This is a genomic window from Flavobacterium rhizosphaerae (genome assembly GCF_046000445.1).
Taxonomy (GTDB): domain Bacteria; phylum Bacteroidota; class Bacteroidia; order Flavobacteriales; family Flavobacteriaceae; genus Flavobacterium; species Flavobacterium rhizosphaerae.
Map to the genome: position 1 here is coordinate 28,816 of NZ_JBELPZ010000003.1, position 25,380 is coordinate 54,195.

The following is a 25,380-nucleotide window of genomic DNA, read 5'->3' on the forward strand; positions in this document are numbered from 1 at the left end:
GGAAGCGATTATAGAAAGCCTTTTTATGTTTATCTTTGCAGTGCAATTATATTATAGCAATGGATTTAAACAATATACCCAAAATAAAATATACTGATAGCGGCAATTTCTTTCTTTTAGCAGGGCCCTGCGCCATAGAAGGAGAAGAAATGGCAATGCGTATAGCCGAAACACTGGTTGAAATTACTAACAGGCTAAAAATACCTTATGTTTTTAAAGGTTCATTTAAAAAAGCCAACCGCAGCCGTGTAGACAGCTTTACGGGTATAGGGGATGAAAAAGCGTTAAAGATACTCAGAAAAGTTTCTGAAACTTTTGATGTACCCACTGTTACCGATATACACACCGAACAGGACGCGCCTATGGCAGCCGAGTACGTAGATGTGTTACAAATACCGGCTTTTTTGGTAAGGCAAACCGATCTTGTAGTAGCTGCAGCTGAAACAGGAAAAACGGTAAACCTGAAAAAAGGCCAGTTTATGAGCCCTGAGAGCATGAAACATGCAGTACAAAAAGTACAGGACAGCAATAATCAAAACGTAATGGTTACCGATAGGGGTACTATGTTCGGTTATCAGGATCTTGTTGTAGACTTTAGGGGTATACCTACCATGAAACAGTTTGCTACTACAGTGCTTGATGTTACCCACTCCCTGCAACAGCCTAACCAGGCCGCAGGTGTTACAGGCGGAAGGCCTGATATGATTGAGACTATAGCAAGTGCCGGTATTGCTACAGGCGCAGACGGTATTTTTATTGAAACACATTTTGATCCTGCCAATGCTAAAAGCGATGGTGCCAACATGCTTCATCTTAATTACTTTGAAGGCCTTATGCAACGCCTTGTTGCCATAAGAAAAGCCATTAACCCTTAACTTAGCCTGCAAAGGCATTTATTACCTTTTAATAAACACACATTATTTAAAATGAAACTGCCTTTTTTAAAGGTTGTACTATTCTTTTGTCTTTTTTCTCAGTACATCCATGCTCAGGATATTACAGATACTCCTGAAAAATTCACTGCGCATAATAAAGGAAAATTTTACTTTTATTGGGGCGGAAACCGCACTTCTTACACAAATTCTGATATAAATTTTAGCGGAAACGGTTATAACTTCACACTCTCAGATGTAGAAGCGCACGATAAACCAAAAGGATGGCAGGTTGATTATGTCAACCCGTCCCGTATGACAATACCGCAAACTAATGCCCGTATTGGTTATTTTATAAACGACCATTACAATATTTCAATCGGGCTGGATCACATGAAATATGTAATGAACCAAAATGTAACCGTTAACATGAACGGTTATATTGATTTACCTGCTTCTGATGGGGGGTCTGCTTTTAACGGTATTTATAATAATGTTCCACAAAACCTGAGCGAAGATTTTTTAACCTTTGAGCATACCGATGGATTAAATTATATTAATATTGGCTTTGCACGTGTAGATGATTTTTCAAAATATTTAGGCATACATAATACCGATGTATTTCAGGTGAATATTACCGAAGGTGTAGACGGTGGTGTTTTAATACCAAAAACCAATGCTAAAGTATTGGGTAAACAAAGGCATGATGATTTTCATGTTTCCGGATTTGGTGTTTCGGCAAAAGTAGGCTTAAATCTTACCTTTTTTAAGTACTTTTTCATACAGGGAGAGTTAAAAAGCGGCTATGTAGATATGTTTGACATACGCACAACCTATGATGAAGCAGACAGGGCTACCCAACATTTTTCTTTTTTTGAGAGAGTAATTTCATTTGGGGCTATTTTTAAAATATAACCTATATATATTATAATATAAAAAACAACTGAGGCATTATAGTAGCCTCAGTTGTTTTTTTATAACCTGTGCCGTTACTTTTTAACTATCTTGTTTTTATAGTTTTTTCCATCAACTGAAGTGGCATTAAGCACATAAACCCCTGGAGGCAAAAGGCTAAGGTTTAAAATTTCTGTATTTTTAGCATACACAACCGGTTTACCTATCATATCATAAACTATAATTTCGCTTAATGACCCGGAAAATTTTATATTCAGGATATTTTCAACAGGATTTGGATATAAAATAACATCCGCTGCCTGGCTGGTTACCGCTGTAAGAATAGAAGTTGCATTGCAGGAACCGCCTATCAGGCCATAATTTGTATTATATACAATATCATTACCAAAAGCTGTAAGGGTGTTAAATTCCCCGTTTGTAGTAAGCTCACGCGGCGCGCTGCAATCCTGGTCATACGTCCAGGCCAGCCATCCTATACCCCGGTCGCAGGCTTCCTGCAAAATTATAGGGTAAAGATTAGAAAGATTAAGCTGTCCACAGCTATTGTCGTCCTGCCTGTTAGCCACTTCTCCCAATACAAAACACACGTTAGTGTTTTGGGCATAATCAAGTTTATTTTCAACTGCTGCCTGGGTATTTGCATAACTGTACCAATATGCATGAGCACTAAAAATAAGATTATGCTCCGGGTCTGCATTAACCATGCTCCCTGCTATAGAAAGCAATTCAGTGCTGGATTGTCCGCAGTCAGGTGCATCAACCATAATAGGCACCTTTACGCCAAGCCCCCTCAACGTACTTATTAGTGTGTTATAGTTGGTTTTAAATACCTGCAAGGCCTGGGCGCTATTGCCTGTCCAGTTGGCATAACCAAACTCATTAGCAAGGTTGATAATGAGGTATTCTTTATTCTCTTCAATAAGGTCGAGTATTTGCTGACTTTTCCACCAGTTGCTTACAGTAGTATTAAAATATGTCCAGTTGTTGGAACACGTAATATTGCCGGGATCATGAATTTCGAGAATAGGTATCATACCTTTTTGTATGCAATATGCTGTAATATTGCTTAGGTGGCCGTTGTTTACATAGCCATTTATTGTACCGGGGGCCATCTGGTCACGCCAGTGCTGCCCGTCGGTATACCAGGGTATCCTGATGCAATTAGCGCCAGTCATGGCAGCCTGGTCGATTTTGTGCTGGTATTGGGAAGCATTACTTAATGAAATATTTCCATCATCAATAATAGGATAGTTTATACCCCTTAATACAACATCCTGCCATAAGACAGTTTTAAGATTTTTGCCATAAACTTTTAATGTGGTTTGAGTTTCCTGGCTATAACTGATGCCCGCAAGCAACAGTACAAGAATAAGTATAATTTTTTTCATGCCAATCAGGATTTACAGGTTATTACAATTTTATATTCAAAGTTATGCTGTTGGTTTGCAGCAATAAAGTTGTAATATACCAGCGACAGATATAATAGATAAATATTCAATGTTTATTTATAGTTGATTTATTTCCGTTTTTGTTATTGAAAATTTACTATAGCTTTCAACAAAATGTTTATGTAATTTTACAGGAAAATTTGTACCGCATGCCATCAGACTGTATCAGCTATCAGAACTCAGGATATTTTTCCCGCCTAATTGTAGATTACCTGAATCAACAAGACACTTTAAAACCGCTGTACAATCGTTTTCCTAAAATTGAAAATTTTAAGCTACAGATTGATGAGAAAGCACAGAATTACTCCCCAGAAAACAGGAGTGTGCTTGTACATTCAATTGAACAGCAATATAAAAACACCAAAATATCCGAGCCTGTAAAACACAATATCAGCCTTTTAAAAAAAGAAAACACCTTTACCATAACAACAGGGCACCAGCTCAACCTATTTACCGGCCCCTTATACTTTTTATACAAGATAATCTCAACTATAAACCTAACAAAGCAACTAAAAGAAACATATCCTGAATATAATTTTGTACCTGTTTACTGGATGGCTACGGAGGACCATGATTTTGAAGAAATAAACTACTTTACATTACGCGACAAAAAAATTATGTGGGGCCGTGAAAGCTCTGGCCCGGTGGGTAGGCTTAATACAACAGGCCTGGATAATGTACTACAGGTTTTTAGCCGCGAACTGGGTGTTGGCGAAAATGCCAAATGGCTGGTAAATCTTTTTGAGAGCACTTATATAAAGCACCATACACTTGCCGGTGCAACACAGTACCTTGCTAACGAGTTATTTGATAATGAGGGCTTAGTAATACTTGATGCGGACAGCAGTGAACTGAAAAGGCTTTTTATACCGTACATTAAACAGGAATTGCTGCACCAGGTATCACATCAAAAAGTAGCTGAAACTGCGTTGGCGCTTAAAGAATATAACATACAGGTTAACCCGCGTGAAATTAACCTTTTTTACATACAAGATAGCCTTAGGGAACGGATAGTGCTACAGGACGGAAGGTATTATATAAATAATACACAAATGGAATTTAGTGCCGAAGAATTGCTACAGGAACTGGAAAAACATCCTGAAAAATTCAGTCCCAATGTTATTATGCGGCCATTGTACCAAGAAGTGATATTACCTAACCTTTGTTATATTGGCGGCGGTGGTGAACTGGCCTATTGGCTGGAACTGAAGTCTTTCTTCGATGCCTCAGAAGTTACTTTCCCTATACTGTTACTGCGCAACTCTGTGCTTCTGGCCACCCAAAAACAGGCTCAAAAACTGGATAAATTAAATTTATCATGGGCAGATATGTTTATGCCTCGCCAGGAAGTATATAATAAAATGGTTACCCGTTTTACCAATTTACAGCTTGATTTTTCTGAACAGAAACAATTTTTAGAACAACAGTTTGAGAAACTTGAACGTATGGCAAAACAGACTGATGCTTCATTTACAGGAGCTGTACAGGCGCAAAAAGTGAAACAACAAAAAGGGCTGGAAAATCTTGAAAAGCGCCTGTTAAAAGCCGAAAAGAAAAAACATAATGAAGAACTGAAACGTATAGGCCTACTTCAAAATGAACTTTTCCCTCATGGTAGCCTTCAGGAACGTAGGAACAATTTTGCTGAATTTTATGTAGATTTTAATGGCAGGCTTATGGATAAGCTTTTTGATTCGCTCAATCCTCTTGAACAGGAATTTAATATTATCATACTGTAATTTTTAGTCTTCAGTAAAAATAAAGCACCCGTAAATAAATATAAAACCCTACTTTTGCAAAAATTTAAAAAACTATGGCAACAAACAGGACATTTACCATGATTAAGCCCGATGCAGTTGAAAAAGGACACATCGGAGGTATTCTTTCAATGATAACAGAAGCCGGTTTCAGGATTGTAGCGCTGAAACTTACACAACTTACCGTAGCAGATGCTGAAGCTTTTTATGCTGTGCACAAAGAAAGGCCTTTTTATGGCGAACTTGTAAGCTTTATGTCAAGAGGCCCTATAGTAGCTGCCATTCTTGAAAAAGATAATGCAGTGGAGGACTTCAGGACGCTTATAGGCGCCACAAACCCATCTGATGCAGCCGAAGGTACCATCCGTAAAAAATATGCAACATCTGTTGGTGAGAATGCCGTTCACGGTTCAGACAGCGATGAAAATGCCGCTATAGAGGGTGCTTTTCATTTTGCAGGACGTGAGCAGTTTTAATGCTTTACCGACTATAAATTAAGAAGCAGCCAATTGGCTGCTTCTTAATTTATAACTATCGTAATACTACTTCTTTTACTACTTCGCGGCCTAATTCTTCGTTAATCATTTGTATTATTTTTTGTTTGCCGTAGCTTAGTTCTTCCCGTAACACCGCAGATGTTAACTCTACATAAAGCGTTGTACCTTTAAGCATTATTTCCTTAGTATAGCTGTTTACACCATTTCCCATAAGATTTTTCCAGGCATCCCGCACACTTATCCTGTCCATACCTTTTTGCAGGTTATTAGATTGTATAAACTGCTTCAGCACATCCCCTATAGCGTTATTTTCATTAAATCTTTTAGCCATTATTTTACAGTAAACGGTTGCGGTTTTTTATAGTAATACGTAATATCATGCTGGTTTTTTATTACCAGTTTATCCTGGTCCAGTTTTACCAATTGTTCTTTCCAGTCGGCATAATCAGTAGTGTAATGCAATATTACCTCTCCCTCATCAGTTTTAATAAGCTCCAGCTTTTCAGAAAGACTGTTAACAATATAGGTACCATCAACCTGTGGCATCACTTTTTTACGATAACCACTATTACCTTTAATCTCAAAAAAATCTATAGTGGAGTTAATTTTATAATCCTTTTCAGTACCATCGGGCATTACAACTTTCTCAATCTCCCAATAGCCATTTATTCCCTGCAACTCTTCATCGGTATATGTATGTCCGCATGCTGAAAACATAGCCAGCAAAAACAAAAAAAATATTTTACGCATAACACCCATAGTTTTGCTAACAAAAATAGCTAAATGGTTACTCTAATAAAAGACAATTATCAGTATATATTAATATGTTGATACTCGTATACAAAAAAAGCCTTTTAGCAATTGCTAAAAGGCTTTTATATAATCTGAATAGTAATTAATTAATATAATATTTTAGTACAAGACCAAAACGCTGAAGTTTAAAAGAATACGGATTAGCAACATAATTCTGCGTATCATTAAATAAATCCCTGTTAGTCTCATAACGAAGTTCTGCAGCAAATTTATCGTTAAATATGTAGCCTGCTCCAAAATTTAAAGATAACCCAGTACTGATAGAAAAGGTTTTATCATTGTTGTTTGTATAGATATCTCCTTCATAGTCATATGTAGTAGTTGATAACAGCTCAAAATTTTTCTCACTTGGAAATGTTACAACTAAAGCCAAATCTGCATATAATTTGCTTGACTTATTTATTTTAAAAAAATAGCGCCCACCTACAGATACATCATATAAATACATATCAATACTATAACTTGTTTTATTAGATCTGTATGCATCAATTTGTAAATTAGTTTCTGCATCCTGCGACAATTTTTCAACTTCTCCCCTTACATATAACCCAAAATTTTGTTTTGGAAATTCAGCTGAAAATTCTCCACCTATCCCAAATGCCAAACTATTAGTATCATCAACCTCAGGCTTCAAACCTTCAACATTAAATGTTGTATTATACAATCCGGCTAAAACGCCATATTTATATATCGTTTTTGATTTTTTTATTTCGCTATATGAAGCATAATCCGCGTTTACGCAGGTATTATAACTCATAAAAAGAGGTTTTATATCTTTTTCATTATATTCAATATTCAGGAAGTTTTTTATATCAGCAGTATTATTACACTTTAGTGCATCAAAAAGTTGCTCCCTGTAAGCATTATTCTGTAATATTTTGCCATTATAAACATACCTCTTATTTATAAGCTGCTGAAGAGGTATTTTTTTTGAAGTTACTTCATAAAAAAAGCGTGTGTTACTATTATATGAGGTATAGTATAAAGAAGCATCACCTTCTAATAAAACGGTGAGAAAAAGTTCTTTTTCTTGTAGAGAAGGATCTTTGTACTGCGATAAATTGCTGTCACTTGTACCCGAAATGTCTATATTAACTGTTTTTTTTACCATTTTTAGTTCATTATCAACACCTAATTCAATAATGTCGTCCTGATTTAATTTAGTAAACTTATCTTGGCCTTGGGGTTTAAATTGTATGTAAGAAGCATTATTAAAATTAGAATCTTCTTCAAAATAGCCATCAATCCTTTGATTATTGTTAGTAATATAATACCCTTTTTTATCTTGGGCTGTAGAGGTTAGTGCGACAAAAAAAATTGCCACAAAGCAAATAAAATTTCTCATGCTTGGTTAATTGGTAAGTTATTAAAAGTGTATAAAAATTTTTATTAAAAATTAGACGTTTATAAATTAATTGTAAAAATTAATAATTTATCACTTAATGTAAATTTTATTTAAAAAATGAATCAACAAACTCATGTTTATTAAATACCTGCAAGTCTTCAATACCTTCTCCTACACCAATATATTTTACAGGAATTTTAAACTGGTCTGATATACCTATAACCACGCCGCCTTTAGCGGTTCCATCAAGCTTTGTAACTGCCAGGCAGGTAACCTCGGTAGCAGCCGTAAATTGTTTTGCCTGCTCAAAAGCATTTTGACCGGTAGAGCCGTCTAATACCAGCAATACATCGTGAGGGGCATCATCCACTACTTTTTGCATCACTTTTTTAACCTTTGTAAGTTCATTCATCAGGTTAACTTTATTATGCAAACGCCCTGCCGTATCAATTATTACTACATCTGCATTTTGTGTAACAGCAGATTGCACGGTATCAAAAGCTACAGAAGCCGGATCACTGCCCATTTGCTGTTTTACAATAGGCACCCCTACCCTGTCTGCCCAAACCTGTAACTGGTCTATAGCTGCAGCCCTAAACGTATCAGCTGCGCCAAGCACCACCTTGTGTCCTGCTTTTTTAAACTGATAAGCCAATTTGCCTATAGTAGTAGTTTTGCCAACACCATTTACCCCAACCACCATAATAACATATGGCTTTTTGGTACTGTCTATTTCAAATTCAGTGGCTTCCCCAACATTGGTTTCAGAAAGCAGGCCCGCTATTTCTTCGCGCAATATCCTGTTAAGTTCATCAGTCCCAAGGTATTTATCACGCTCTACACGCTCTTCTATACGCTCTATAATTTTTAGTGTGGTATTTACCCCTACATCAGAGGCTACAAGTACTTCTTCAAGGTTATCAAGAACCTCATCATCTACTTTGCTTTTACCGGCTACAGCTTTGGATAGTTTTGAAAGAAAAGAGCTTTTTGTTTTTTCAAGGCCCTTATCAAGGGTTTCTTTTTTTTCTGCCGAAAATATTTTTTTAAAGAAATTCATTGCCCAAAAAGTAGTAAAATTAGTTATTTGGAGTGGTAAATATAAAAAATAAAAAAGCTACTTTCTTTAACCGAAAGTAGCTTTTCTATATATTGTACTAAAATTTATTTCTTTTTAAGAAATTCATCTACAAGCTCAGGAGCCATTACGCTTTCAACAAAAGTGTAAGCACCTGTTTTTGGTGATTTTACCATTTTAATGGCTTTTGTCAAACGTTTTGAAGATGTTTGCAGGGATGCTACGGTTTTCTTTGCCATGACTCAATACTTATTTAATTTCTTTATGAACAGTCATCCTTTTAAGGATAGGATTAAACTTTTTAATCTCCAGCCTGTCCGGAGTATTTTTTTTGTTTTTGGTAGTAATATACCTTGAAGTACCTGGTAAACCGGTACCTTTGTGCTCTGTGCACTCTAAAATTACCTGAATTCTGTTACCTTTCTTTGCCATTGCGCTGTGTAATATTTATACGGTTGGATATATTATTTAATAAATCCTTTAGCTTTGGCATCTTTTAAAACCGCAGCTAATCCATTTTTGTTAATCGTTTTTATAGTAGAAGCAGCTACCCTAAGTGTAATCCACCTATCTTCTTCAGGAAGATAAAAACGCTTCTTTACTAAATTCACACTAAACTTGCGCTTAGTTTTGTTCATCGCGTGGGAAACGTTATTTCCAACCATCGCTTTCTTACCTGTAAGGGCACAAACTCTAGACATTATTTCTTGCTTTTAAATCGTTATTCAAAAATCAGGGTGCAAAGTAACAAAAAATAAAACTATTACACAAACAGTAATTGTCAGTTTTTTAAAATTTCTTTATAAATGGTTTCCAACGCTTTGACAGCTGCCCTAACAACCACTTTTTCGCGTGGCTGGCCCATCTCATATTTATCGCTCCAAACCCTGTCTGGCGTGGCAAAACCTATATATACCGTACCTATTTCAGCATCACTGTCTCCCTTATCGGGGCCGGCATTTCCGGTTGTTGCTATGGCATAGTCTGTACCAAAAAGTTCCCTGGCTTTTACTGCCATGGCCTGTGCTACTTCAGCACTTACCACACTGTACGCGTCAATAAGCTCCGGTGCAACGCCTAATACGGTTATTTTTGATTCTGTAGCGTAGGTTACCGCACCACCTTTAAAGCAGGCTGATGCACCGGGTACCGAGGTTACCCTGCGGGCAATTTCGCCACCGGTAAAGCTTTCGGCCACAGCAAGGGTTTTGCCTGTTTTTATTAATGCCTGCCCAACTGAAACTTCGATAATTTCTCCATCATCATAACCCGTTATAATATCACCAATAATAGTGCTGAGGTAATCTACTTCGGCAGTAACCTGTTTCTGCAATACCTGCTCATCTTCTCCCCGGGCTGTTAGCCGCAAACGCACCCTGCCAGGGCTTGGTAAATAAGCCAGTTTAATATGGGCTGGCAGGTTGTTTTCCCACGCCTCTATACGCTCTGCAACCAGGCTCTCGCCCTGCCCGTGTGTCATTATGGTTTTATGTACTATAAAAGGCCTTTTATATTCCGTTACCAGCATAGGCAATACCTTATGCTCTAAAATATGTTTCATTTCATACGGCACGCCGGGTAATGATATAAATAAAGTATCGGCACGCTTCATGCACATGCCCGGAGCAGTACCTACTTCATTAAAAAGCACTGTACATTTAGAGGGTACCAGTGCCTGGTCTTTATTTATTTGCGAAGCCGGACGCTGTAATGCTTTTTCTATCAGCGTTACAACATGGGTAAGCACATCTTCATTCACCTCCAGGTGGTCATCAAAATATTCGCAAAAAGTGTTTTTGGTAACATCATCTTTTGTAGGCCCCAGCCCTCCGGTAATAATAACCACATCTACCCTGTTTTGCAAAAAGGCAAAGGTATTTAGTATATGCAGCCTGTCATCACTAACAGTAAACATTTCATAAACCGAAATACCTATCTTATCAAGTGCTTTAGCAATGTAGCCGGAATTGGTATCGGTAATCTGGCCAATAAGTATTTCGTCTCCAATGGTAACTATTGCTGCTTTCATAAAATCTGATAGTCTTTTTTCAGTTCTTTCAACGTTAGCTCCACATGGGTTTTAAGGCTCTTTACTGTTTCCTTAATTTCTTTTTTCTTGCCTTCGGCTTTACTCCATCTTTCAATAGCCAGTACGTCTTCATAAGCCATATCCATACCCAGTAGGTCTAATGTGGGCTTAATTTTGTGTGCAGCATGGTATACCATGCTGTAGTCTTTGGCCTTTAAACCTTCTTTTATTTTTATAATTTCTGCAGGTACTTCTTCAGTAAAAAGTACCGCTATCTGACGGGCAAAATCAGTATCGTTGTCTGAAATTGCGTATACTTTTGATAAGTTGTAATTGAGGGCCATATTATTTTACCTGTACTTTGAATAATTTATTTTCCTTTAAAAACCCTTCCAACACGTCTCCCCGGGTTACTTTTGCCACCCCGGGCGGTGTGCCGGTAAATAATAAATCTCCTTTTTTTAATGTAAAATATTTTGAAACTTCGGCAATAAGCTCATCCACTTTCCAAAGCATCTGGGCAGTATTACCCTGTTGGGCTACTGTACCATTATTGGTTAGTGTAAATGCTGCATCTGCCAAATCCAGAGTTTCTTTAGATATAAATTCGCCTACTACTGCCGATCCGTCAAACGCTTTTGCCTTTTCCCACGGCAGCCCTTTGCTTTTAAGTGCATCCTGAAGGTCACGGGCGGTAAAATCCAGCCCTACAGTAACTTCATCATAATACTTATGGGCAAATTTGGCATTAATATATTTACCAACTTTATTTATTTTTATCACAAGCTCTATTTCATGGTGCACATTACTACTAAATTCCGGTATTATAAACGGAAACTTTTTTTGCAGTATAGCAGTTTCAGGCTTCAGGAAAATTACCGGTTCTGACGGTTTTTCGTTATGTAATTCGTCTATATGTTCCGCATAATTGCGGCCAATGCAAATAATCTTCATAGAAACGTAAAAACTAAGCTAATTTATTATTTAATTTACGCAGTTTAATTGCGGTTAGCACTTTTTTAGTATATAATGGAAATTCGGCATTTTGAAACCAGCCGTAATAGCCCTGCTCCTGCTCCAGAACCTTTTCTACTTTCAGGTTTTTAAACTTTCCGAAGGTAAATACCTCGTCGCCATTTTCATCAAGCGCTATAAAGCCTGCAAAATCTACTGCCTTTTTGCGGGTGGTAAATTCTGAAAGCACTTTTATATCATTTTCAAGATCATCATACCTGTCCAGTTGCGACTTTAATATTTCATAAGTAGCGTTAGTATCTGCCTCGGCACTGTGCGCATTTTCAAGCACCTGCCCGCAATAAAACTTATAAGCGGCGCTAAGGGTACGCTCTTCTTTTTTATGGAAAATAGTCTGAACATCTACCGAAACACGGTTTTTCATATCAAAGTCAAGCCCGGCACGCAGCATCTCTTCGGCCAGTAAGGGTATATCAAACCTGTCGGAGTTATATCCGCCCAGGTCAGAATCCTTTATCATATTATAAATGGTATGTGATAATTCTTTAAAAGTAGGCTCATTGGCTACTTTTTCATCTGTAATACCATGAAAAACTATAGTTTGCGGGGGTATGGCCCTTTCAGGATTTACAAGCCATGTACGGCTTTCTTTATTTCCGTTAGGGTATATTTTAAGTATAGAAATTTCAACAATACGATCTTTAGATATATCAGTACCTGTGGTTTCAAGATCAAAAAAACATATAGGCCTGTTCAATTTCAATTCCATAATTATTTTGTATAATATACAAATATAGGAGATAGAAAATTATAAACAGGCAATAAACAGAGGTATTTACCCCCTAAAAAGAATCAATATTAAATTGTTTAATATGTGTAATGGGGTGCTTTTAATAAATTTAAAAGAGCCCTTATAAAGTAAATGTGAAAAAGAAACGATAAATATCCTGAAAATGGATTATAAGTAAAAATAATTAATGTTGCGCAGGCTCTTCGCAATCCCAGATATAAACTGAGATATCGTAATCTTTTTTCTTATAATCAAAATGCCACCATTCGTTTTCATAGGGGGTAAAGCCGGATTGCTGCATTATATCGCGTAATAATTTACGGTTTTTCGCGGCGTTTTGTTTAAGCCCTTTATGGGCATAATGCGAAACCTCGCTAAAATCATCAAAATTACTGCCCATATCCAGCAGGTTGCCTTCTTTATCTATAAGGCTTAAATCAACAGCAGCACCACGATTGTGGTTAGACCCTATGCCGGGTTTGGCCACATATTTTGGATTGCTTACTATTTCATACATTTTTAACTGAAGCGCATAAGGCCGGTAACAATCAAATATTACCAGTTTTAAGTCCTGCTTTTTTGCCAGTTTTCCTGCCTGTATAAGCGCATCAGCCACTTCGGGGCGTAACATGCACCTCGCACAAGGATATAACTTCTGGTGCATAAAATTGGCAGTATCAGCATACACCATGCGGTTAACCATATCAAGCGAATCAAACTTAATTTCTGTCCAGCCTTTTGGCAGGGAATCAGAAACTGGGCGCAACCCATTTGGTGACTGGTTAACGGTATGTAAGCTAAAACCTGACAACCCGAAAGCTATTAAAAGCAAAAAGCCGTAAAAAAACTTCATATAAAATGTATTACCTAAACAAAGGTAACCATTAAGGTTTTAAGGTTTTGCCAAATAAAATTTCAAAAGCTTTAAAGTTTTATTAAAAAATATTACCCCCTACAAATAACTATGGAATAATTAATTAAAATAGAAGCCGCAAGGTATTACACCTACTGTATAATTATGCTGTAAAGCACCAGTTGCAGAATACACATAGACTTTACCTTCCTGAGAATAATCTACAGCATCGGCAACATAAATATGGTCCTCTGAAACATTAAAGGCATAAATACCCGAAACTTCCTGCGCTGTTGTACTAAATGCAGGCTCAGCAGGTAGTGTAGCCGCATCTTTTTGCATTGTAAACACATCTGCACCAATAGTATAATAAATTTTACCATCTTCTAACACCATATTGGTTGGGTGCTGAATGCCTGCAAAATTTAATGTGGAAACAACAGTGTTATTTGAAAGGTTTATAACCTGAAGTTTACCCGTAGTTTCAGCGCTTGCATAGTTTGGCAGCCCTTCGCTTAACACATACAACTTATTATCTTTTACCTCCATAAAATTTGGACGATCGCCTACAGATATAGTATTACTTACCGTGTTGGCATTGGTATTAATTACCGAAACACTGTTACCAAAGCCATATCCCCCATAATGTGAAACATAAAGCTTACCGTTATTTTCTACAATACGTTCCGGGCCTTCTGCTACAGGTATGGTAGTAACTATAGTATTAGCATCAAGGTCTATAACCGCTACATAATCATCTGTAGCTATCGAGGCATCGCCCCAGTTGGTTACAAACGCTTTGTTATCATCAAAAGCAATATAACGCGGATTTTCCAATCCTGCTGATATTGTAGCTACATGGTCAAAAGTATAACGGTCTACAACTTCAATTTTGTTAGAGGCATTCATTACTATATATGCCAAATCATCATTAAAGCCAATATCCTGGCCTGTATCTCCCAATAAGGCACCGCCATTTACAGCGCTGTAAATATTATTTTCCAGCTCAAAAGCATCTGATATAAAGGAAACCGAGGAGTTACCTGCTAAAAACCCACCCTGGTTTAAAACAATTACCCCATCTGCATAAGCGCCCGAAGGTGTTTCCAATCCATTATCATCATTGCTACAAGAGGCCATAAATACCCCTAAAAGGGTTACTAAAAATAGTTTGTTGAAATTCATATAAAATATTTAAAATTTAAAATTGATATACACTGCATAATTACGCCCTGGCATGGGGCGTGTGGCAACCGCCATATATTTGGTATCAAAAAGGTTGTTTACCTGGCCGCCTGCTGAGAGGCCTTTTAAAAAACCTATTGTATATTCTGCCCCCAGACTGGAAACAGTATAGGCATTAAGCGCAGTGCTGTTGCTTGAGGTTACAAACACCTGCCCGGTAAATAAATGGCGGTAATACAAAAGCACTTTTTTATATCGGTATGCTATAGCTGCCGATGCTTTATTTTGAGGCACATATATTAATTGTTCTGTACTTCCGTCTTTGGTTGAAACTGTATAGGCATAGGTACCGTTAATACTTAAAATATGGTCTCCCCATTGCTTTTTTACATCCAGCAGGGCTTCTGCCCCGCGGCTGTTTACACGTCCTGTATTTTCTGGGCGCCATATATTACCGTTACCGGGAATCCAGCGCAGCATGTCTTTTATTTTAATATAATAGGCGGTAAGGGTAAGTTTGGCAGGGCCAACTGTAAAAACATTGCTTACTTCGGCCTGTAAAGAGCTTTCTGCCCTAAGGTTTGGGTTACCACTACCCTGCCAGTACAAATCATTAAACGTGGGCATGCGGTAATTTTTTGAGCCGTTAATTTTAAGTGCATACCAATTGGTTAGCGGTAAATGCAGGCCGGCTGAAAAAAGAAGCGGACTTTGGTAAGCATCGCTCACCTCCTGGCGAATGCCCAACTCATAAGACAATTTCTCCATCTGATGTTTAAAAAGCAGTGCCCCAGAACCTATGTTTCTGTCTTGCTTCTCAATATCAGATCCCTCTCCTTTATTCAGCCTGTAATCTGCAATTGCATTTATAGAAATCTGGTTAGTAAGAGAATATAATGCATCATACCGGCCTACAAATGTTTTTACCCTGCCATAGGTATAATTATCATGGGCAAAATTTTCGTAATATTTATAGTGTTCATCCAGGTAAGCCAGTTTAAGGCGCGATGTAAATTTGTTGTAATAGCCACTCCATTCTACAAGGGTGCGGGTATTTATATCATCATACATGCTTTTAGAACCGGCTGCAATAGTTCCGCTAAAATGCCTGTTACCATCATAAAAATAACTGTAAAGGCGCAGTATGTTGTTTTTGTTAAGTTTATAGCCAATGGCAGCATTAACACCTGTGTTATAATATTGCCCGTTGGTATTTTTCATGTTATACCCGGGGTACTCATAATCATTATCAGAGCTATTGCGGCTTATAGCCAGCAAAGCACTCCAGTTATCAGAAGTTGTTTTTAGCTTATAACTGGCATTGAGTGTATTATAACTGCCATAAAAAGTGTTGACCTGGTTTAAAAATGCATCTTTACCAAATACCAGGTCATCAGTAAGGTGTATACTGCCACCTATGGCGCTGCTGCCATAAATTACACTGCCGCCACCAGCCCTTATAGATATATCATTAAAATTGGCGGCATTAAGGGTATTAAAATCGGTTTGCCCGTTGAGTTGCGAATTAATATTGATGCCATTCCAAACCACAGCCGTTTGCTGTGCAGCCGTGCCACGGAAAGATGGTGAAGACACCATGCCCAGCCCGTTTTGTTTAAAATAAACAGGGCTGTTATATTCCAGTAAGGTTGTCAGGGCACCGGGGGCTTTGGAAATAACCGAATCATTTAACGTGATGGTGTTTTGGGATGTCGAAAAATCATGCAGTTGGGTATCTGAAAGTATTACCTCCTGCAATTGCACAATAGTATCAGTTTGCGCCAAAGCAAACTGGCACAGCATTAACAATACTACCGGTAACAATGTTTTAAATGTCATAAAATGCGGAACCTTTTTCCCGAAGGCTCAATATTTTGTTATCCCTCAAGGCAGGTCTCCTGGCTTGCGTACTATTGTTTACCTTCCCATGGCATATACCACAGTGGTTTTGCAGATTAACAACAGCCCCCGCCATGGCGGGTAAGCTTACAGTTGCGGGAACAGCCCAGGCTTATACCTGGTTCCCTTTTAATGTATTGCAGGGTTACTGCAACACAACCTTAAGTTGGCAGCAAAGATAGAATTAATATTGATATTTTTAATTTATACCTTTGCCCTGTATTACTATTTTTATGAAAAAACACCTTGCTGTACTATTTATTACTCTGCTGCTGGCTGTTAGCTGTAAAAAAGGGCAATCACTAAATACCCCTCCTGCTACAGCGGTAACCAATACGGTAAAATATGCCGGCGGGCTGCAAATTTACAGATATACAGGCTATAGCATCATAAAGGTAACACAGCCCTGGCCCGGCGCTGATAAAAAGTATACTTATATAATACAGAAAAAAGATGCTGAAATTCCTGACAGCCTTAAGCAGTACACTACAATACAATTACCGCTTAAAAATATAATAGTAACCTCAACAACCCATATTCCCTCTTTAGAAATGCTTGGGGTTGAACCTACACTTAAAGGTTTTCCGGGTACTGATTATGTTTCTTCTGAAAAAACGAGGAAACTGATTGATACAGGCCATATAACCGAAGTGGGTGCAAATGAAAGCCTGAATACTGAGGTAATTATTGACCTTGACCCGGATGTAATAGTGGCTTTTGCCGTAGACGGCTCAAACAAATCGTTAGCAGCGCTGGAACGCAGCGGCTTAAAAGTTTTATATAATGGTGACTGGACAGAGCAGTCTCCTTTAGGAAAAGCCGAATGGATAAAGTTTTTCGGGGTTTTGTACGGCATGGAAGACAAGGCCGACAGCATTTTTTCGGGTATTGAGTCAGAATACCTTACTGCAAAAAAACTTGCAGAAAACACTACAACAAAACCCACCGTATTAGCGGGAGCTATATATCAGGACCAGTGGTACCTGCCGCAGGGCAACAGTTGGGGGGCATTGTTTATAAAAGATGCCGGGGGGCATTATTTATGGGATGATACACAAGGCACAGGCAGCCTTAACCTTTCTTTTGAAACAGTTCTGGATAAAGCCCAAAATGCCGATTTTTGGATTGGCCCAGGGCAGTTTACATCCTTCAGCGAGATGGAAGAAAACAACCCGCACTATAACCAGTTTAAAGCCTTTAAAAGCAGAAATGTATATTCATATAGTATAAAAAAGGGTGCCACAGGCGGATTATTGTATTACGAACTCGCCCCAAACCGCCCGGATTTGGTATTAAAAGACCTGATACATATTTTGCATCCGGAGTTATTACCCAACTGGAAAAATCGTTTTTTTGATCAGCTGAATTAGTGCATACTACAAAAAAACATATCGCCCTGTTATCTATAGTAGGCTTAGCCTGCATTGCCTTTTTTTTTATAGACATTTCTTTCGGGTCGGTAAGTATTCCCTTTAAAGATGTTTTTCAATCACTTACGGGCGGCGAAGCCTCTAAAAGCTCCTGGCAATATATTATTGTTAACTACAGGCTGCCAAAGGCTTTAACAGCTTTAGCCGCAGGCATGGCGCTATCAGTAAGTGGTTTGTTAATGCAAACCCTTTTCCGCAACCCGCTTGCCGGGCCCGATGTGCTGGGGCTTAGCAGTGGTGCAAGCCTTGGCGTGGCGCTTATACTATTAGGGTCAGGGCTGTTACCCGTAACCTTAGCCGGATATTTTACTTCCGGTTATGGCTTAGTGCTGGCTTCAGTTTTGGGTAGTTTTATAGTGTTATTGGCTGTATTAGCCGTAGCACAAAAGCTGCGTGATACCATGGCATTATTAATTACCGGTATAATGTTCAGCAGTTTCACCGGGGCCATAGTAGGCATGCTGAGTTATTTCAGTACGGCACAGCAATTACAAAAATATACGTTTTGGGCATTGGGCAGCCTGGGCAATTTAACATGGCAAAATATTGCCATACTCTTTTTTATTACACTTTTTGGCTTGATATTATCAATTATATGTATAAAACCCCTTGATGCCCTTTTGTTAGGCGAAAGGTATGCTAACAGCATGGGTATAAACATTAAACGCACACGTTTTACCATTATAGCAGCTACAAGCCTTTTAACAGGCTGCATTACAGCTTTTGCCGGCCCCATAGCTTTTGTGGGCTTGGTAGTACCACACATAGCCCGGCTGATTTTAAAAACCAGCAGCCATAAAATATTATTTTGCGGCACCCTGCTGTGCGGCATGGTGTTAATGCTGGTGTGCGACCTGCTTACCCAATTACCCGGAAATAATATGGTATTGCCTGTAAATGCAGTAACATCGCTTATTGGGGCGCCTATTGTGGTATGGCTCTTATGGCGAAATAACAGGATAATGAATTAATGAGCATGAACGGCACTCACCACATAATGGCAACGGAAAACCTGAGTATTGGCTATCCTAAAAAAGGAGGTGGTAAAATAGTGGCTTCTGATATTAATATCACCCTTGAAAAAGGAAAGGTAACCGCGCTTATTGGTGCCAACGGCGCCGGTAAAAGCACCCTTTTAAAAACGCTTACGGGTATATTACCGGCAATAAAAGGCCACATAAAGCTGGATGAAATGCCCCTTTACAATTACAGTCCGCAGGAGCTGGCACAACAACTCTCGGTTGTCTTAACAGAAAAGCTCCCCCCGGGTAACCTTACGGTATATGAACTTGTGGCATTAGGCAGGCAACCGTATACCAATTGGTTAGGAAAGCTTACCCAGGCAGATAAAGACCAAGTGGAAATAGCGCTAAGTCTTACGCAAACAGCCCGCCTTACGCACCGGAAATATTATGAAATAAGCGACGGCCAATTGCAAAAAGTACTTATCGCGCGTGCACTGGCACAGGATACCCCCCTTGTTATTCTTGATGAGCCTACCACGCACCTGGATCTTCTGCATAAAGTAAATGTATTACAGCTACTTAAAAAACTGGCGCATGAACAGGATAAATGCATACTGTACTCTACGCACGACCTGGACCTTGCGCTGGAAATCTGCGACAGCCTCATCATACTTTCCCAAGGCATAGCACAGCAGGGTACACCCAATGAACTTATTGAAAAAAATGCTTTTTCTGCCCTTTTTGAAGGCGAAAACATACAATTCGACCCACTAACGCGCCGGTTTATTTTTAAAAGCACATAAGGTTTAACAAAAGGTAAACACTGTTCTACCCGCATTATTAATATTTTTACATGTAACCTAAAAACTATTAATAATGGCTAACCAATTTACAGTAAAGTATCCGGGAGATAAAGCCGGGCTTTTAAACAAAATAAAAAGCACCATAGGCAATAAAGGCAAACTTGCTGGCAATGAGCAGCAGGGAAGTTTTGAAGGCGATACCCCCGTAGGAAGCTTTGAAGGCACCTACCTAATTGAAGGTGATGATATAACAATTACCATTACGAAAAAACCTTTTCTGGTTTCTAACAGCCGTATACAGGAGGAATTTGAAAAAGCGCTAAAAAAAGCCTGATATGAAGTTTTTATTCTGTTTTATAAGCGTATTGATTTGTGGCAATTTACTGGCACAGCCACCCCGGGTGGAACTGGCACCTACCGGCTTTGCACCTATTAAGGTTTCAATACCGGCTACTGATACTAAAAAGCTTGTTGATCTTTCTGCTGAGTGGGCAAAAGCCTATAACAAAAATGTACGTGGCGCCGATGTTACCGATGTGACAGAAAATTCAATGAAAATAAGTGCATATAAAAGCAATGGCTTTTTTTATCGCGAACGCGGCGAAACGTTTTACCATAAAATACGCTACACTGTAGAGCTGCACTTTTACAGCGACCACTACGGCCTTCAATTCACAGTTAATGATATTTATGCCGATGATGATGTATTGCTGGATTATAACCTTCACAATTATTTTACTTCAGATGGTAAAATGAAAGAAGGCTATACAGGCTTAAAGTCTTCTATTGAGGATACGGTGAACGATATTATACAATCGCACTACAAATTTATTACAAACTACAGGTAACCCTATAAATATTATAAGTTATGATACCAGGCGGAACAGATGACCCAAAAGATTTAGGTTCAAAAAAAATGAACAATAGCGAAAAAGAAAGTGATAAAAACGAAGGCTTTAGCGGAGAAAACCTTCCAAAAAATTATGACCCTTCACAGGATAAGCTCAATACGGAACTGGAAAAGAAAAAAGACGGCGAAACCGTAACGGAGAAGCGCGCCCGTGATGTTGATGAGAAAAAAGCCGTTCCGGTTACCGGAAGCGATAAAGCTGTGGGTAGAGATGGAGCCGTGGTAGATAAAAGCCGTGGTACTAAAAACGAAGAAGAAGATATGGAAGCTGCCGAAAACCGTGATTTTAATTCGGATATAGATTAAAACATGCAATAAAACAGCTTTACAGATGTTTAAATTGGTGCGCTTATTGTAATGTAAATTGCATAAATTTGCAATAAACTCTGTTAGCTTTGAAAATACGCTTTCTATTAATTATAAGCCTGCTGTTTTGCTCTTTTGCAATAATGGCACAGCAAAAGAAACCCTCAAAAATAATTATTGAAAATGCCGACTATACTATAAGGGACCAGACAGAAATTCCCGGTGCTGTGGTATTTACAGGCAATGTACATATTTTGCATGACGGGATAAAAATGCGTTGCAACAGGGCTTACCAGTTTGAAAAGGAAAACTACATTAAAGCGTTTGGCGATGTTAAGATAAACCAGGGCGATACTTTATTTCTTGACAGTAAATACGCCGAATATGATGGCAATAAAAAATTTGCCTTTGCCAGTGGCGACGTTTCCATGCGTTCGCCCGATATGCGCCTTACTACCGATACCATTTATTTTGACCGTAATTCGCAGGAAGCATTTTATAACTCATACGGCACCATAGTTAATCAGGATAATGTACTCAAAAGCAAATCCGGGCGTTACTATATCAACCAGAAAAAATACATATTTACCACAGCAGTAACACTTACCAATCCAAAATACGTATTAAAATCCAACCATCTTGATTATTACACCAATTCAGGTCACGCTTATGTGTTTGGCCCTTCTACTATAACCGGGGAAGACAGCTTTATTTACACTGAAAAAGGGGTGTATGACACTAAAAAAGACCTCGCACGGCTGCTTACCAACTCTTACATAAAATATGATACCCAGTACATAAGGGGCGATAGTATTTATTATGACCGTAACCGTGAGTTTTCTTCGGCTACCGATAATGTGCAGATAACTGACAGTATTAATAAATTTGTGGTAAGGGGGCATTATGGTGAAGTATACAAACTACAGGATTCTCTCTTTATCACAAAACATGCTGTTGCTGTTAGCCTTGTAGAAAATGATTCACTTTATATGCACGCCAAACGGCTTGTGGTTACGGGCCCCGAAGGCCAGCGTGTTATAAGGGGCTACCATGATGCCCGTTTTTATAAAACGGATATGAGCGGCAAATGTGACTCAATACACAGTGATGAAGTTAAAAACCTTACTAAACTTATTGGCAGGCCTGTAGTATGGAATGGCGAAAGCCAGCTTACGGGCGATGTGATACATCTTATATCAAATAATAAAACAGAACAGATAGACTCGCTTAAAGTGCTTAATAATGCCTTTATCATACAAAAAGACACTATAGGTACAGGCTATAACCAGATTAAAGGGCAAAACCTTTACGGTAAATTCAGGGACAATAAGCTGGTAGAGGTTGACCTAGTTAAAAATACCGAGAAAATTTATTATATGTATGATGATGCTGAACTCACAGGTATTGACAAAGGCATAAGCAGTAAAATTCACCTGGAACTGGAAGACAATACCATCAGCAGCGTAACCTCAATAGGAAACCCCAAAAGCACTACCTACCCCGAAAGTGAATTTCCGGCAAACGCCAGCAAGTTCCGCGGGTTTAACTGGCGGGGCGATGAAATGATACGCAAAATGGAAGATATTTTCCCTCCCGAAGAAAAAGAGCTTCATGAAGCCATCCTCAAAAGGACAAGGGCTGATAAAAACCTTGAAGACACCCCAATGGAGCCCATGCAGGAAACCATGGATTATGATAAAGAGCACCCCAGGCCTGCCGTAAAACTACAGGAAGGCGAACAGGAAAACCAACAGAACGAAGGGGAATAAACAGCCTGCTTATTAATTTTTACACAGCACTATTTATATGCTTGACAATTTTTACAAATACCAGGCACAAACATCTCCCTACCCATTGGGTATGGAAGTTTCACACGCCAATGGCAGCTATATATATGATACATCCGGCAAAGCCTATCTTGATTTTGTAGCCGGTGTTTCAGCGGCTACTCTTGGGCATTGCAACCCAAAAGTAAATGATGCCATAAAAAACCAGTTAGATAAATATTTGCATGTAATGGTATATGGCGAATATGCCCAGCACCCCGCTACAGAATTATGCAGGTTACTGGCTGCAAATATGCCGGAAAAGCTAAGTAAAACCTACCTTGTAAACAGTGGTACCGAAGCTATAGAAGGCGCCCTTAAGCTGGCACGCAGGGTAACGGGCCGTAGCCAGCTTATATCCTGCCACAATGCCTACCACGGCAATACTATGGGCAGCATGAGCGTAATGGGCTTTGAAGAACGCAAGCAACCATTCTCCCCTTTAATTCCGGATGTAGAATTTATAACGTTTAACAATGAGGCCGACCTTGAAAAAATAACCACTAAAACCGCCGGTATACTACTGGAAACCATACAGGGAGGTGCCGGGTTTGTGCAACCCCAAAATGATTTTTTAAAAAAGGTACGCCAACGCTGCGATGAAACCGGTACACTGATGATACTGGATGAAATACAGCCCGGCTTTGGCCGTACCGGTACGCTTTTCGGTTTCCAGAATTATGATGTAGTGCCCGATGTGGTTGTAATGGGCAAAGGCATGGGCGGCGGCATGCCGGTTGGTGCCTTTACAGCTTCACCCGAAATGATGGACCTGCTGAGCCATGACCCTAAGCTGGGCCACATAACCACCTTTGGAGGGCATCCGGTAATTGCAGCAGCCAGCCTGGCAACCTTAAAAGAAATTACAGAGACTGACATAATGGCGCAAACGCTGCAAAAAGAAAAACTGTTCCGTAGCCTGCTGGTGCATCCGCTTATAACAGAGGTGCGCGGTAGAGGCCTTATGCTTGCCGCAATGACCGAAAGTGCTGATATCACTAACAAAGTGATACTGCGTTGCCATGAGCGTGGCGTTATTTTATTCTGGCTTTTGTTTGAAGGGCGTGCTATACGCATTACCCCGCCACTCACAATTTCGGAAGATGAAATACGCGAGGGATGTGGCATTATTATTGAAGTTATGAATGAAATATTAAATGAACAAACACGTTTAGCATAAATAATTGTTAATTAAATTGTTCAAAACAATTACCGCATTATTACTTTTTGGAGAAACATTTCGTAACTTTAAAAAGGATAATTTAAACAAAAGAGTATGAATTTGAGCCACGAAGAAGAAGATCGCAGTTTATCCTTATCAAAGTTTGAATCGATGTTGAAAACCAACAAAGTATTTTTCTTTGATTCGGAAGAGTTTGAAGATATTATCCTTCACTACCTGGACAGCGGGAAAATAAACCTGGCAAGAAAAGCCCTTAAACTAGGGCTGGACCAGCACCCAAAATCAACCGGGTTAAAATTAGTACAGGTAGAAATACTGGTGTTTGATGATAAGCTGGATCTGGCAGAACGTTTATTGAATGAACTGTATGCTATAGAGCCTACTAACGAAGAAATATACATTCAGAAAGCCAATATATATTCTAAACGCGACCAGCATGATAAAGCGGTTGACCTGCTGAAAACCGCCCTTACCTATACCGATGATTACGCCGATGTATACTCACTTATAGGTATGGAGTATTTATTTATGGATAACCTTGAGGAGGCTAAAGAAAGCTTTATAAAATGCCTTGACGAGGATACCGAAGACCACTCTGCATTATATAATGTAGTGTACTGTTTTGATTTTCTGGATCAAAACCGTGAAGCTATAACCTTTTTAAACAGTTTTATAGATAAAAACCCATACAGTGAGGTAGCATGGCACCAATTGGGCAGGCAGCATTATACCTTAAAAGAGTTTGACCTTGCATTACGTGCTTTTGATTATGCCACCCTGATAGATGAAAGCTTTTTAGGCGCTTTTCTTGAAAAGGCCAAAACGCTGGAACGGCTTAAAAAATATCAGGAAGCTATAGACTGCTATACCATTACAATGGAGCTGGATGACCCTACCTCTTTTGCATTGCTGCGCGTAGGTAAATGTTATGAAAAGCTGGGAAACACACAAAAGGCACTTAAATTTTATCTGAGAACGGTACATGAAGATCCATTGCTTGATAAAGCCTGGATAGCCATTACCGATTTTTATATTCGTCGTAAAAACTACCAAAAAGCATTGTACTATGTAAACAAAGCTATAGGTATTGATAACGAGAACAAACTGTACTGGAAAAGGTATGCTGTAATAAACCGGGCATTGGGCTTTCATGAAGAGGCAGAAGAAGGCTACCGGAAGGCTGTAGAATTTGGCGACAGCAATTTAGATACCTGGCTTTTCTGGACAGACTCTTTAATTACACTTGGAGAGTATGATTCTGCCATAAAAGCACTTATTGATGCTACGGAGTATTTCCCTGAAGAATATGAAATAGAATACCGCCTTTCGGGATTGTATCTCATGGAATCTCAAAATGATAAAGGTGTTTTTCACCTTAATAATGCACTAAGGCTAAATTACAGGCACCACACCCTGTTAGAAGAATTTTTCCCCGGTATTTTTGCCTCAGATCTTGTTCAGGATGAAATGAAAAAATACAGGAAACATTAAAATAATATAC

Annotated in this window: 28 protein-coding genes and 1 riboswitch; of the genes, 13 read left to right on the top strand and 15 right to left on the bottom strand. The window is 38.8% G+C overall.

The features are described 5' to 3' along the window. The first annotated feature begins 59 nt into the window (after window positions 1-59). Window positions 60-875: a 3-deoxy-8-phosphooctulonate synthase gene (gene kdsA / locus ABS766_RS04440; protein ID WP_408083918.1), complete on the top strand. Its 816-nt coding sequence runs from the start codon at window positions 60-62 to the stop codon at window positions 873-875. 51 nt (window positions 876-926) lie between these two features. Then, window positions 927-1,787 (top strand): hypothetical protein, encoded by an 861-nt coding sequence (locus ABS766_RS04445; RefSeq protein ID WP_408083919.1) that lies wholly within the window; start codon window positions 927-929, stop codon window positions 1,785-1,787. A 74-nt stretch (window positions 1,788-1,861) separates the two neighbouring features. On the opposite strand, the gene ABS766_RS04450 is transcribed toward ABS766_RS04445, so the two are convergent. After that, window positions 1,862-3,175, bottom strand: coding sequence for a cellulase family glycosylhydrolase (locus ABS766_RS04450; RefSeq protein WP_408083920.1), 1,314 nt, complete (start codon window positions 3,173-3,175; stop codon window positions 1,862-1,864). A 209-nt stretch (window positions 3,176-3,384) separates the two neighbouring features. On the opposite strand from ABS766_RS04450, the gene bshC reads away from it, so the two are divergent. After that, window positions 3,385-4,974, top strand: coding sequence for a bacillithiol biosynthesis cysteine-adding enzyme BshC (gene bshC / locus ABS766_RS04455; protein WP_408083921.1), 1,590 nt, complete (start codon window positions 3,385-3,387; stop codon window positions 4,972-4,974). Between the two features lie 74 nt (window positions 4,975-5,048). Continuing rightward, window positions 5,049-5,468, top strand: a complete 420-nt coding sequence (locus ABS766_RS04460) for a nucleoside-diphosphate kinase (protein ID WP_408083922.1) — start codon at window positions 5,049-5,051, stop codon at window positions 5,466-5,468. Window positions 5,469-5,523: 55 nt separating this feature from the next. On the opposite strand, the gene ABS766_RS04465 is transcribed toward ABS766_RS04460, so the two are convergent. The 14 genes from ABS766_RS04465 to ABS766_RS04530 all read right to left on the bottom strand — a co-directional run bounded on the left by ABS766_RS04465 (window position 5,524) and on the right by ABS766_RS04530 (window position 16,396). After that, window positions 5,524-5,820: a DUF721 domain-containing protein gene (locus ABS766_RS04465; protein ID WP_408083923.1), complete on the bottom strand. Its 297-nt coding sequence runs from the start codon at window positions 5,818-5,820 to the stop codon at window positions 5,524-5,526. Beyond that, window positions 5,820-6,239 carry a hypothetical protein gene (locus tag ABS766_RS04470; protein ID WP_408083924.1) on the bottom strand — a complete coding sequence of 140 codons (420 nt, stop codon included), beginning with the start codon at window positions 6,237-6,239 and terminating at the stop codon, window positions 5,820-5,822. The genes ABS766_RS04465 and ABS766_RS04470 overlap by 1 nt, the downstream gene beginning before the upstream one ends. Before the next feature lie 145 nt (window positions 6,240-6,384). Next, entirely contained in the window at window positions 6,385-7,647 is a 1,263-nt protein-coding gene (locus ABS766_RS04475) for an outer membrane beta-barrel protein (RefSeq protein ID WP_408083925.1), read from the bottom strand. A 106-nt stretch (window positions 7,648-7,753) separates the two neighbouring features. Further along, window positions 7,754-8,707, bottom strand: coding sequence for a signal recognition particle-docking protein FtsY (gene ftsY / locus ABS766_RS04480; RefSeq protein WP_408083926.1), 954 nt, complete (start codon window positions 8,705-8,707; stop codon window positions 7,754-7,756). 104 nt (window positions 8,708-8,811) lie between these two features. Continuing rightward, complete coding sequence (locus tag ABS766_RS04485) at window positions 8,812-8,964, bottom strand: DUF4295 domain-containing protein (protein ID WP_223053143.1); 153 nt, start codon at window positions 8,962-8,964, stop codon at window positions 8,812-8,814. Window positions 8,965-8,974: 10 nt separating this feature from the next. Further along, window positions 8,975-9,157: a 50S ribosomal protein L33 gene (gene rpmG / locus ABS766_RS04490; RefSeq protein WP_408083927.1), complete on the bottom strand. Its 183-nt coding sequence runs from the start codon at window positions 9,155-9,157 to the stop codon at window positions 8,975-8,977. A gap of 32 nt (window positions 9,158-9,189) precedes the next feature. Next, a complete protein-coding gene (rpmB, locus tag ABS766_RS04495) occupies window positions 9,190-9,426 on the bottom strand; it encodes a 50S ribosomal protein L28 (RefSeq protein ID WP_129751777.1) in 237 nt (78 codons plus the stop codon). 80 nt (window positions 9,427-9,506) lie between these two features. Beyond that, a complete protein-coding gene (locus ABS766_RS04500) occupies window positions 9,507-10,754 on the bottom strand; it encodes a CinA family nicotinamide mononucleotide deamidase-related protein (RefSeq protein WP_408083928.1) in 1,248 nt (415 codons plus the stop codon). Then, window positions 10,751-11,098, bottom strand: a complete 348-nt coding sequence (locus ABS766_RS04505) for an Hpt domain-containing protein (protein ID WP_408083929.1) — start codon at window positions 11,096-11,098, stop codon at window positions 10,751-10,753. The genes ABS766_RS04500 and ABS766_RS04505 overlap by 4 nt, the downstream gene beginning before the upstream one ends. A 1-nt stretch (window position 11,099) precedes the next feature. Continuing rightward, a complete protein-coding gene (locus ABS766_RS04510) occupies window positions 11,100-11,708 on the bottom strand; it encodes a fumarylacetoacetate hydrolase family protein (RefSeq protein WP_408083930.1) in 609 nt (202 codons plus the stop codon). 13 nt (window positions 11,709-11,721) lie between these two features. Next, complete coding sequence (locus tag ABS766_RS04515; protein ID WP_408083931.1) at window positions 11,722-12,498, bottom strand: 3'-5' exonuclease; 777 nt, start codon at window positions 12,496-12,498, stop codon at window positions 11,722-11,724. Window positions 12,499-12,703: 205 nt separating this feature from the next. After that, window positions 12,704-13,372, bottom strand: a complete 669-nt coding sequence (locus tag ABS766_RS04520; RefSeq protein WP_408083932.1) for a M15 family metallopeptidase — start codon at window positions 13,370-13,372, stop codon at window positions 12,704-12,706. Between the two features lie 120 nt (window positions 13,373-13,492). Beyond that, complete coding sequence (locus ABS766_RS04525; protein WP_408083933.1) at window positions 13,493-14,557, bottom strand: YncE family protein; 1,065 nt, start codon at window positions 14,555-14,557, stop codon at window positions 13,493-13,495. Between the two features lie 9 nt (window positions 14,558-14,566). Beyond that, window positions 14,567-16,396: a TonB-dependent receptor plug domain-containing protein gene (locus tag ABS766_RS04530; protein WP_408083934.1), complete on the bottom strand. Its 1,830-nt coding sequence runs from the start codon at window positions 16,394-16,396 to the stop codon at window positions 14,567-14,569. Between the two features lie 32 nt (window positions 16,397-16,428). Continuing rightward, window positions 16,429-16,635, bottom strand: a riboswitch (cobalamin riboswitch). A 54-nt stretch (window positions 16,636-16,689) separates the two neighbouring features. On the opposite strand from ABS766_RS04530, the gene ABS766_RS04535 reads away from it, so the two are divergent. The 9 genes from ABS766_RS04535 (at window position 16,690) to ABS766_RS04575 (ending at window position 25,370) form a co-directional block, all read left to right on the top strand. Next, window positions 16,690-17,826 (top strand): ABC transporter substrate-binding protein, encoded by a 1,137-nt coding sequence (locus tag ABS766_RS04535; protein ID WP_408083935.1) that lies wholly within the window; start codon window positions 16,690-16,692, stop codon window positions 17,824-17,826. Continuing rightward, a complete protein-coding gene (locus tag ABS766_RS04540) occupies window positions 17,826-18,857 on the top strand; it encodes an iron chelate uptake ABC transporter family permease subunit (RefSeq protein WP_408083936.1) in 1,032 nt (343 codons plus the stop codon). The genes ABS766_RS04535 and ABS766_RS04540 overlap by 1 nt, the downstream gene beginning before the upstream one ends. 5 nt (window positions 18,858-18,862) lie before the next feature. Then, window positions 18,863-19,654 (top strand): ABC transporter ATP-binding protein, encoded by a 792-nt coding sequence (locus tag ABS766_RS04545; RefSeq protein WP_408083937.1) that lies wholly within the window; start codon window positions 18,863-18,865, stop codon window positions 19,652-19,654. 73 nt (window positions 19,655-19,727) lie between these two features. Next, window positions 19,728-19,988, top strand: a complete 261-nt coding sequence (locus ABS766_RS04550) for a hypothetical protein (RefSeq protein WP_408083938.1) — start codon at window positions 19,728-19,730, stop codon at window positions 19,986-19,988. Window position 19,989: 1 nt separating this feature from the next. Beyond that, window positions 19,990-20,502 carry a hypothetical protein gene (locus ABS766_RS04555; protein ID WP_408083939.1) on the top strand — a complete coding sequence of 171 codons (513 nt, stop codon included), beginning with the start codon at window positions 19,990-19,992 and terminating at the stop codon, window positions 20,500-20,502. A 20-nt stretch (window positions 20,503-20,522) separates the two neighbouring features. Further along, window positions 20,523-20,870 (top strand): hypothetical protein, encoded by a 348-nt coding sequence (locus tag ABS766_RS04560; protein ID WP_408083940.1) that lies wholly within the window; start codon window positions 20,523-20,525, stop codon window positions 20,868-20,870. An 89-nt stretch (window positions 20,871-20,959) separates the two neighbouring features. Continuing rightward, window positions 20,960-22,639, top strand: a complete 1,680-nt coding sequence (locus ABS766_RS04565; protein WP_408083941.1) for an OstA-like protein — start codon at window positions 20,960-20,962, stop codon at window positions 22,637-22,639. A gap of 37 nt (window positions 22,640-22,676) precedes the next feature. After that, entirely contained in the window at window positions 22,677-23,876 is a 1,200-nt protein-coding gene (locus ABS766_RS04570) for an aspartate aminotransferase family protein (RefSeq protein WP_408083942.1), read from the top strand. 96 nt (window positions 23,877-23,972) lie between these two features. Then, window positions 23,973-25,370, top strand: coding sequence for a tetratricopeptide repeat protein (locus ABS766_RS04575; protein ID WP_408083943.1), 1,398 nt, complete (start codon window positions 23,973-23,975; stop codon window positions 25,368-25,370). Window positions 25,371-25,380 lie beyond the last annotated feature (10 nt).

What these genes read in the sequence shown, in the direction of transcription:
- kdsA (WP_408083918.1), top strand. Translation starts at nt 60, where the DNA reads ATGGATTTAAACAATATACCCAAAATAAAATATACTGATAGCGGCAAT.
- ABS766_RS04445 (WP_408083919.1), top strand. Translation starts at nt 927, where the DNA reads ATGAAACTGCCTTTTTTAAAGGTTGTACTATTCTTTTGTCTTTTTTCT.
- ABS766_RS04450 (WP_408083920.1), bottom strand. Translation starts at nt 3,175, where the DNA reads ATGAAAAAAATTATACTTATTCTTGTACTGTTGCTTGCGGGCATCAGT.
- bshC (WP_408083921.1), top strand. Translation starts at nt 3,385, where the DNA reads ATGCCATCAGACTGTATCAGCTATCAGAACTCAGGATATTTTTCCCGC.
- ABS766_RS04460 (WP_408083922.1), top strand. Translation starts at nt 5,049, where the DNA reads ATGGCAACAAACAGGACATTTACCATGATTAAGCCCGATGCAGTTGAA.
- ABS766_RS04465 (WP_408083923.1), bottom strand. Translation starts at nt 5,820, where the DNA reads ATGGCTAAAAGATTTAATGAAAATAACGCTATAGGGGATGTGCTGAAG.
- ABS766_RS04470 (WP_408083924.1), bottom strand. Translation starts at nt 6,239, where the DNA reads ATGCGTAAAATATTTTTTTTGTTTTTGCTGGCTATGTTTTCAGCATGC.
- ABS766_RS04475 (WP_408083925.1), bottom strand. Translation starts at nt 7,647, where the DNA reads ATGAGAAATTTTATTTGCTTTGTGGCAATTTTTTTTGTCGCACTAACC.
- ftsY (WP_408083926.1), bottom strand. Translation starts at nt 8,707, where the DNA reads ATGAATTTCTTTAAAAAAATATTTTCGGCAGAAAAAAAAGAAACCCTT.
- ABS766_RS04485 (WP_223053143.1), bottom strand. Translation starts at nt 8,964, where the DNA reads ATGGCAAAGAAAACCGTAGCATCCCTGCAAACATCTTCAAAACGTTTG.
- rpmG (WP_408083927.1), bottom strand. Translation starts at nt 9,157, where the DNA reads ATGGCAAAGAAAGGTAACAGAATTCAGGTAATTTTAGAGTGCACAGAG.
- rpmB (WP_129751777.1), bottom strand. Translation starts at nt 9,426, where the DNA reads ATGTCTAGAGTTTGTGCCCTTACAGGTAAGAAAGCGATGGTTGGAAAT.
- ABS766_RS04500 (WP_408083928.1), bottom strand. Translation starts at nt 10,754, where the DNA reads ATGAAAGCAGCAATAGTTACCATTGGAGACGAAATACTTATTGGCCAG.
- ABS766_RS04505 (WP_408083929.1), bottom strand. Translation starts at nt 11,098, where the DNA reads ATGGCCCTCAATTACAACTTATCAAAAGTATACGCAATTTCAGACAAC.
- ABS766_RS04510 (WP_408083930.1), bottom strand. Translation starts at nt 11,708, where the DNA reads ATGAAGATTATTTGCATTGGCCGCAATTATGCGGAACATATAGACGAA.
- ABS766_RS04515 (WP_408083931.1), bottom strand. Translation starts at nt 12,498, where the DNA reads ATGGAATTGAAATTGAACAGGCCTATATGTTTTTTTGATCTTGAAACC.
- ABS766_RS04520 (WP_408083932.1), bottom strand. Translation starts at nt 13,372, where the DNA reads ATGAAGTTTTTTTACGGCTTTTTGCTTTTAATAGCTTTCGGGTTGTCA.
- ABS766_RS04525 (WP_408083933.1), bottom strand. Translation starts at nt 14,557, where the DNA reads ATGAATTTCAACAAACTATTTTTAGTAACCCTTTTAGGGGTATTTATG.
- ABS766_RS04530 (WP_408083934.1), bottom strand. Translation starts at nt 16,396, where the DNA reads ATGACATTTAAAACATTGTTACCGGTAGTATTGTTAATGCTGTGCCAG.
- ABS766_RS04535 (WP_408083935.1), top strand. Translation starts at nt 16,690, where the DNA reads ATGAAAAAACACCTTGCTGTACTATTTATTACTCTGCTGCTGGCTGTT.
- ABS766_RS04545 (WP_408083937.1), top strand. Translation starts at nt 18,863, where the DNA reads ATGAACGGCACTCACCACATAATGGCAACGGAAAACCTGAGTATTGGC.
- ABS766_RS04550 (WP_408083938.1), top strand. Translation starts at nt 19,728, where the DNA reads ATGGCTAACCAATTTACAGTAAAGTATCCGGGAGATAAAGCCGGGCTT.
- ABS766_RS04555 (WP_408083939.1), top strand. Translation starts at nt 19,990, where the DNA reads ATGAAGTTTTTATTCTGTTTTATAAGCGTATTGATTTGTGGCAATTTA.
- ABS766_RS04560 (WP_408083940.1), top strand. Translation starts at nt 20,523, where the DNA reads ATGATACCAGGCGGAACAGATGACCCAAAAGATTTAGGTTCAAAAAAA.
- ABS766_RS04570 (WP_408083942.1), top strand. Translation starts at nt 22,677, where the DNA reads ATGCTTGACAATTTTTACAAATACCAGGCACAAACATCTCCCTACCCA.
- ABS766_RS04575 (WP_408083943.1), top strand. Translation starts at nt 23,973, where the DNA reads ATGAATTTGAGCCACGAAGAAGAAGATCGCAGTTTATCCTTATCAAAG.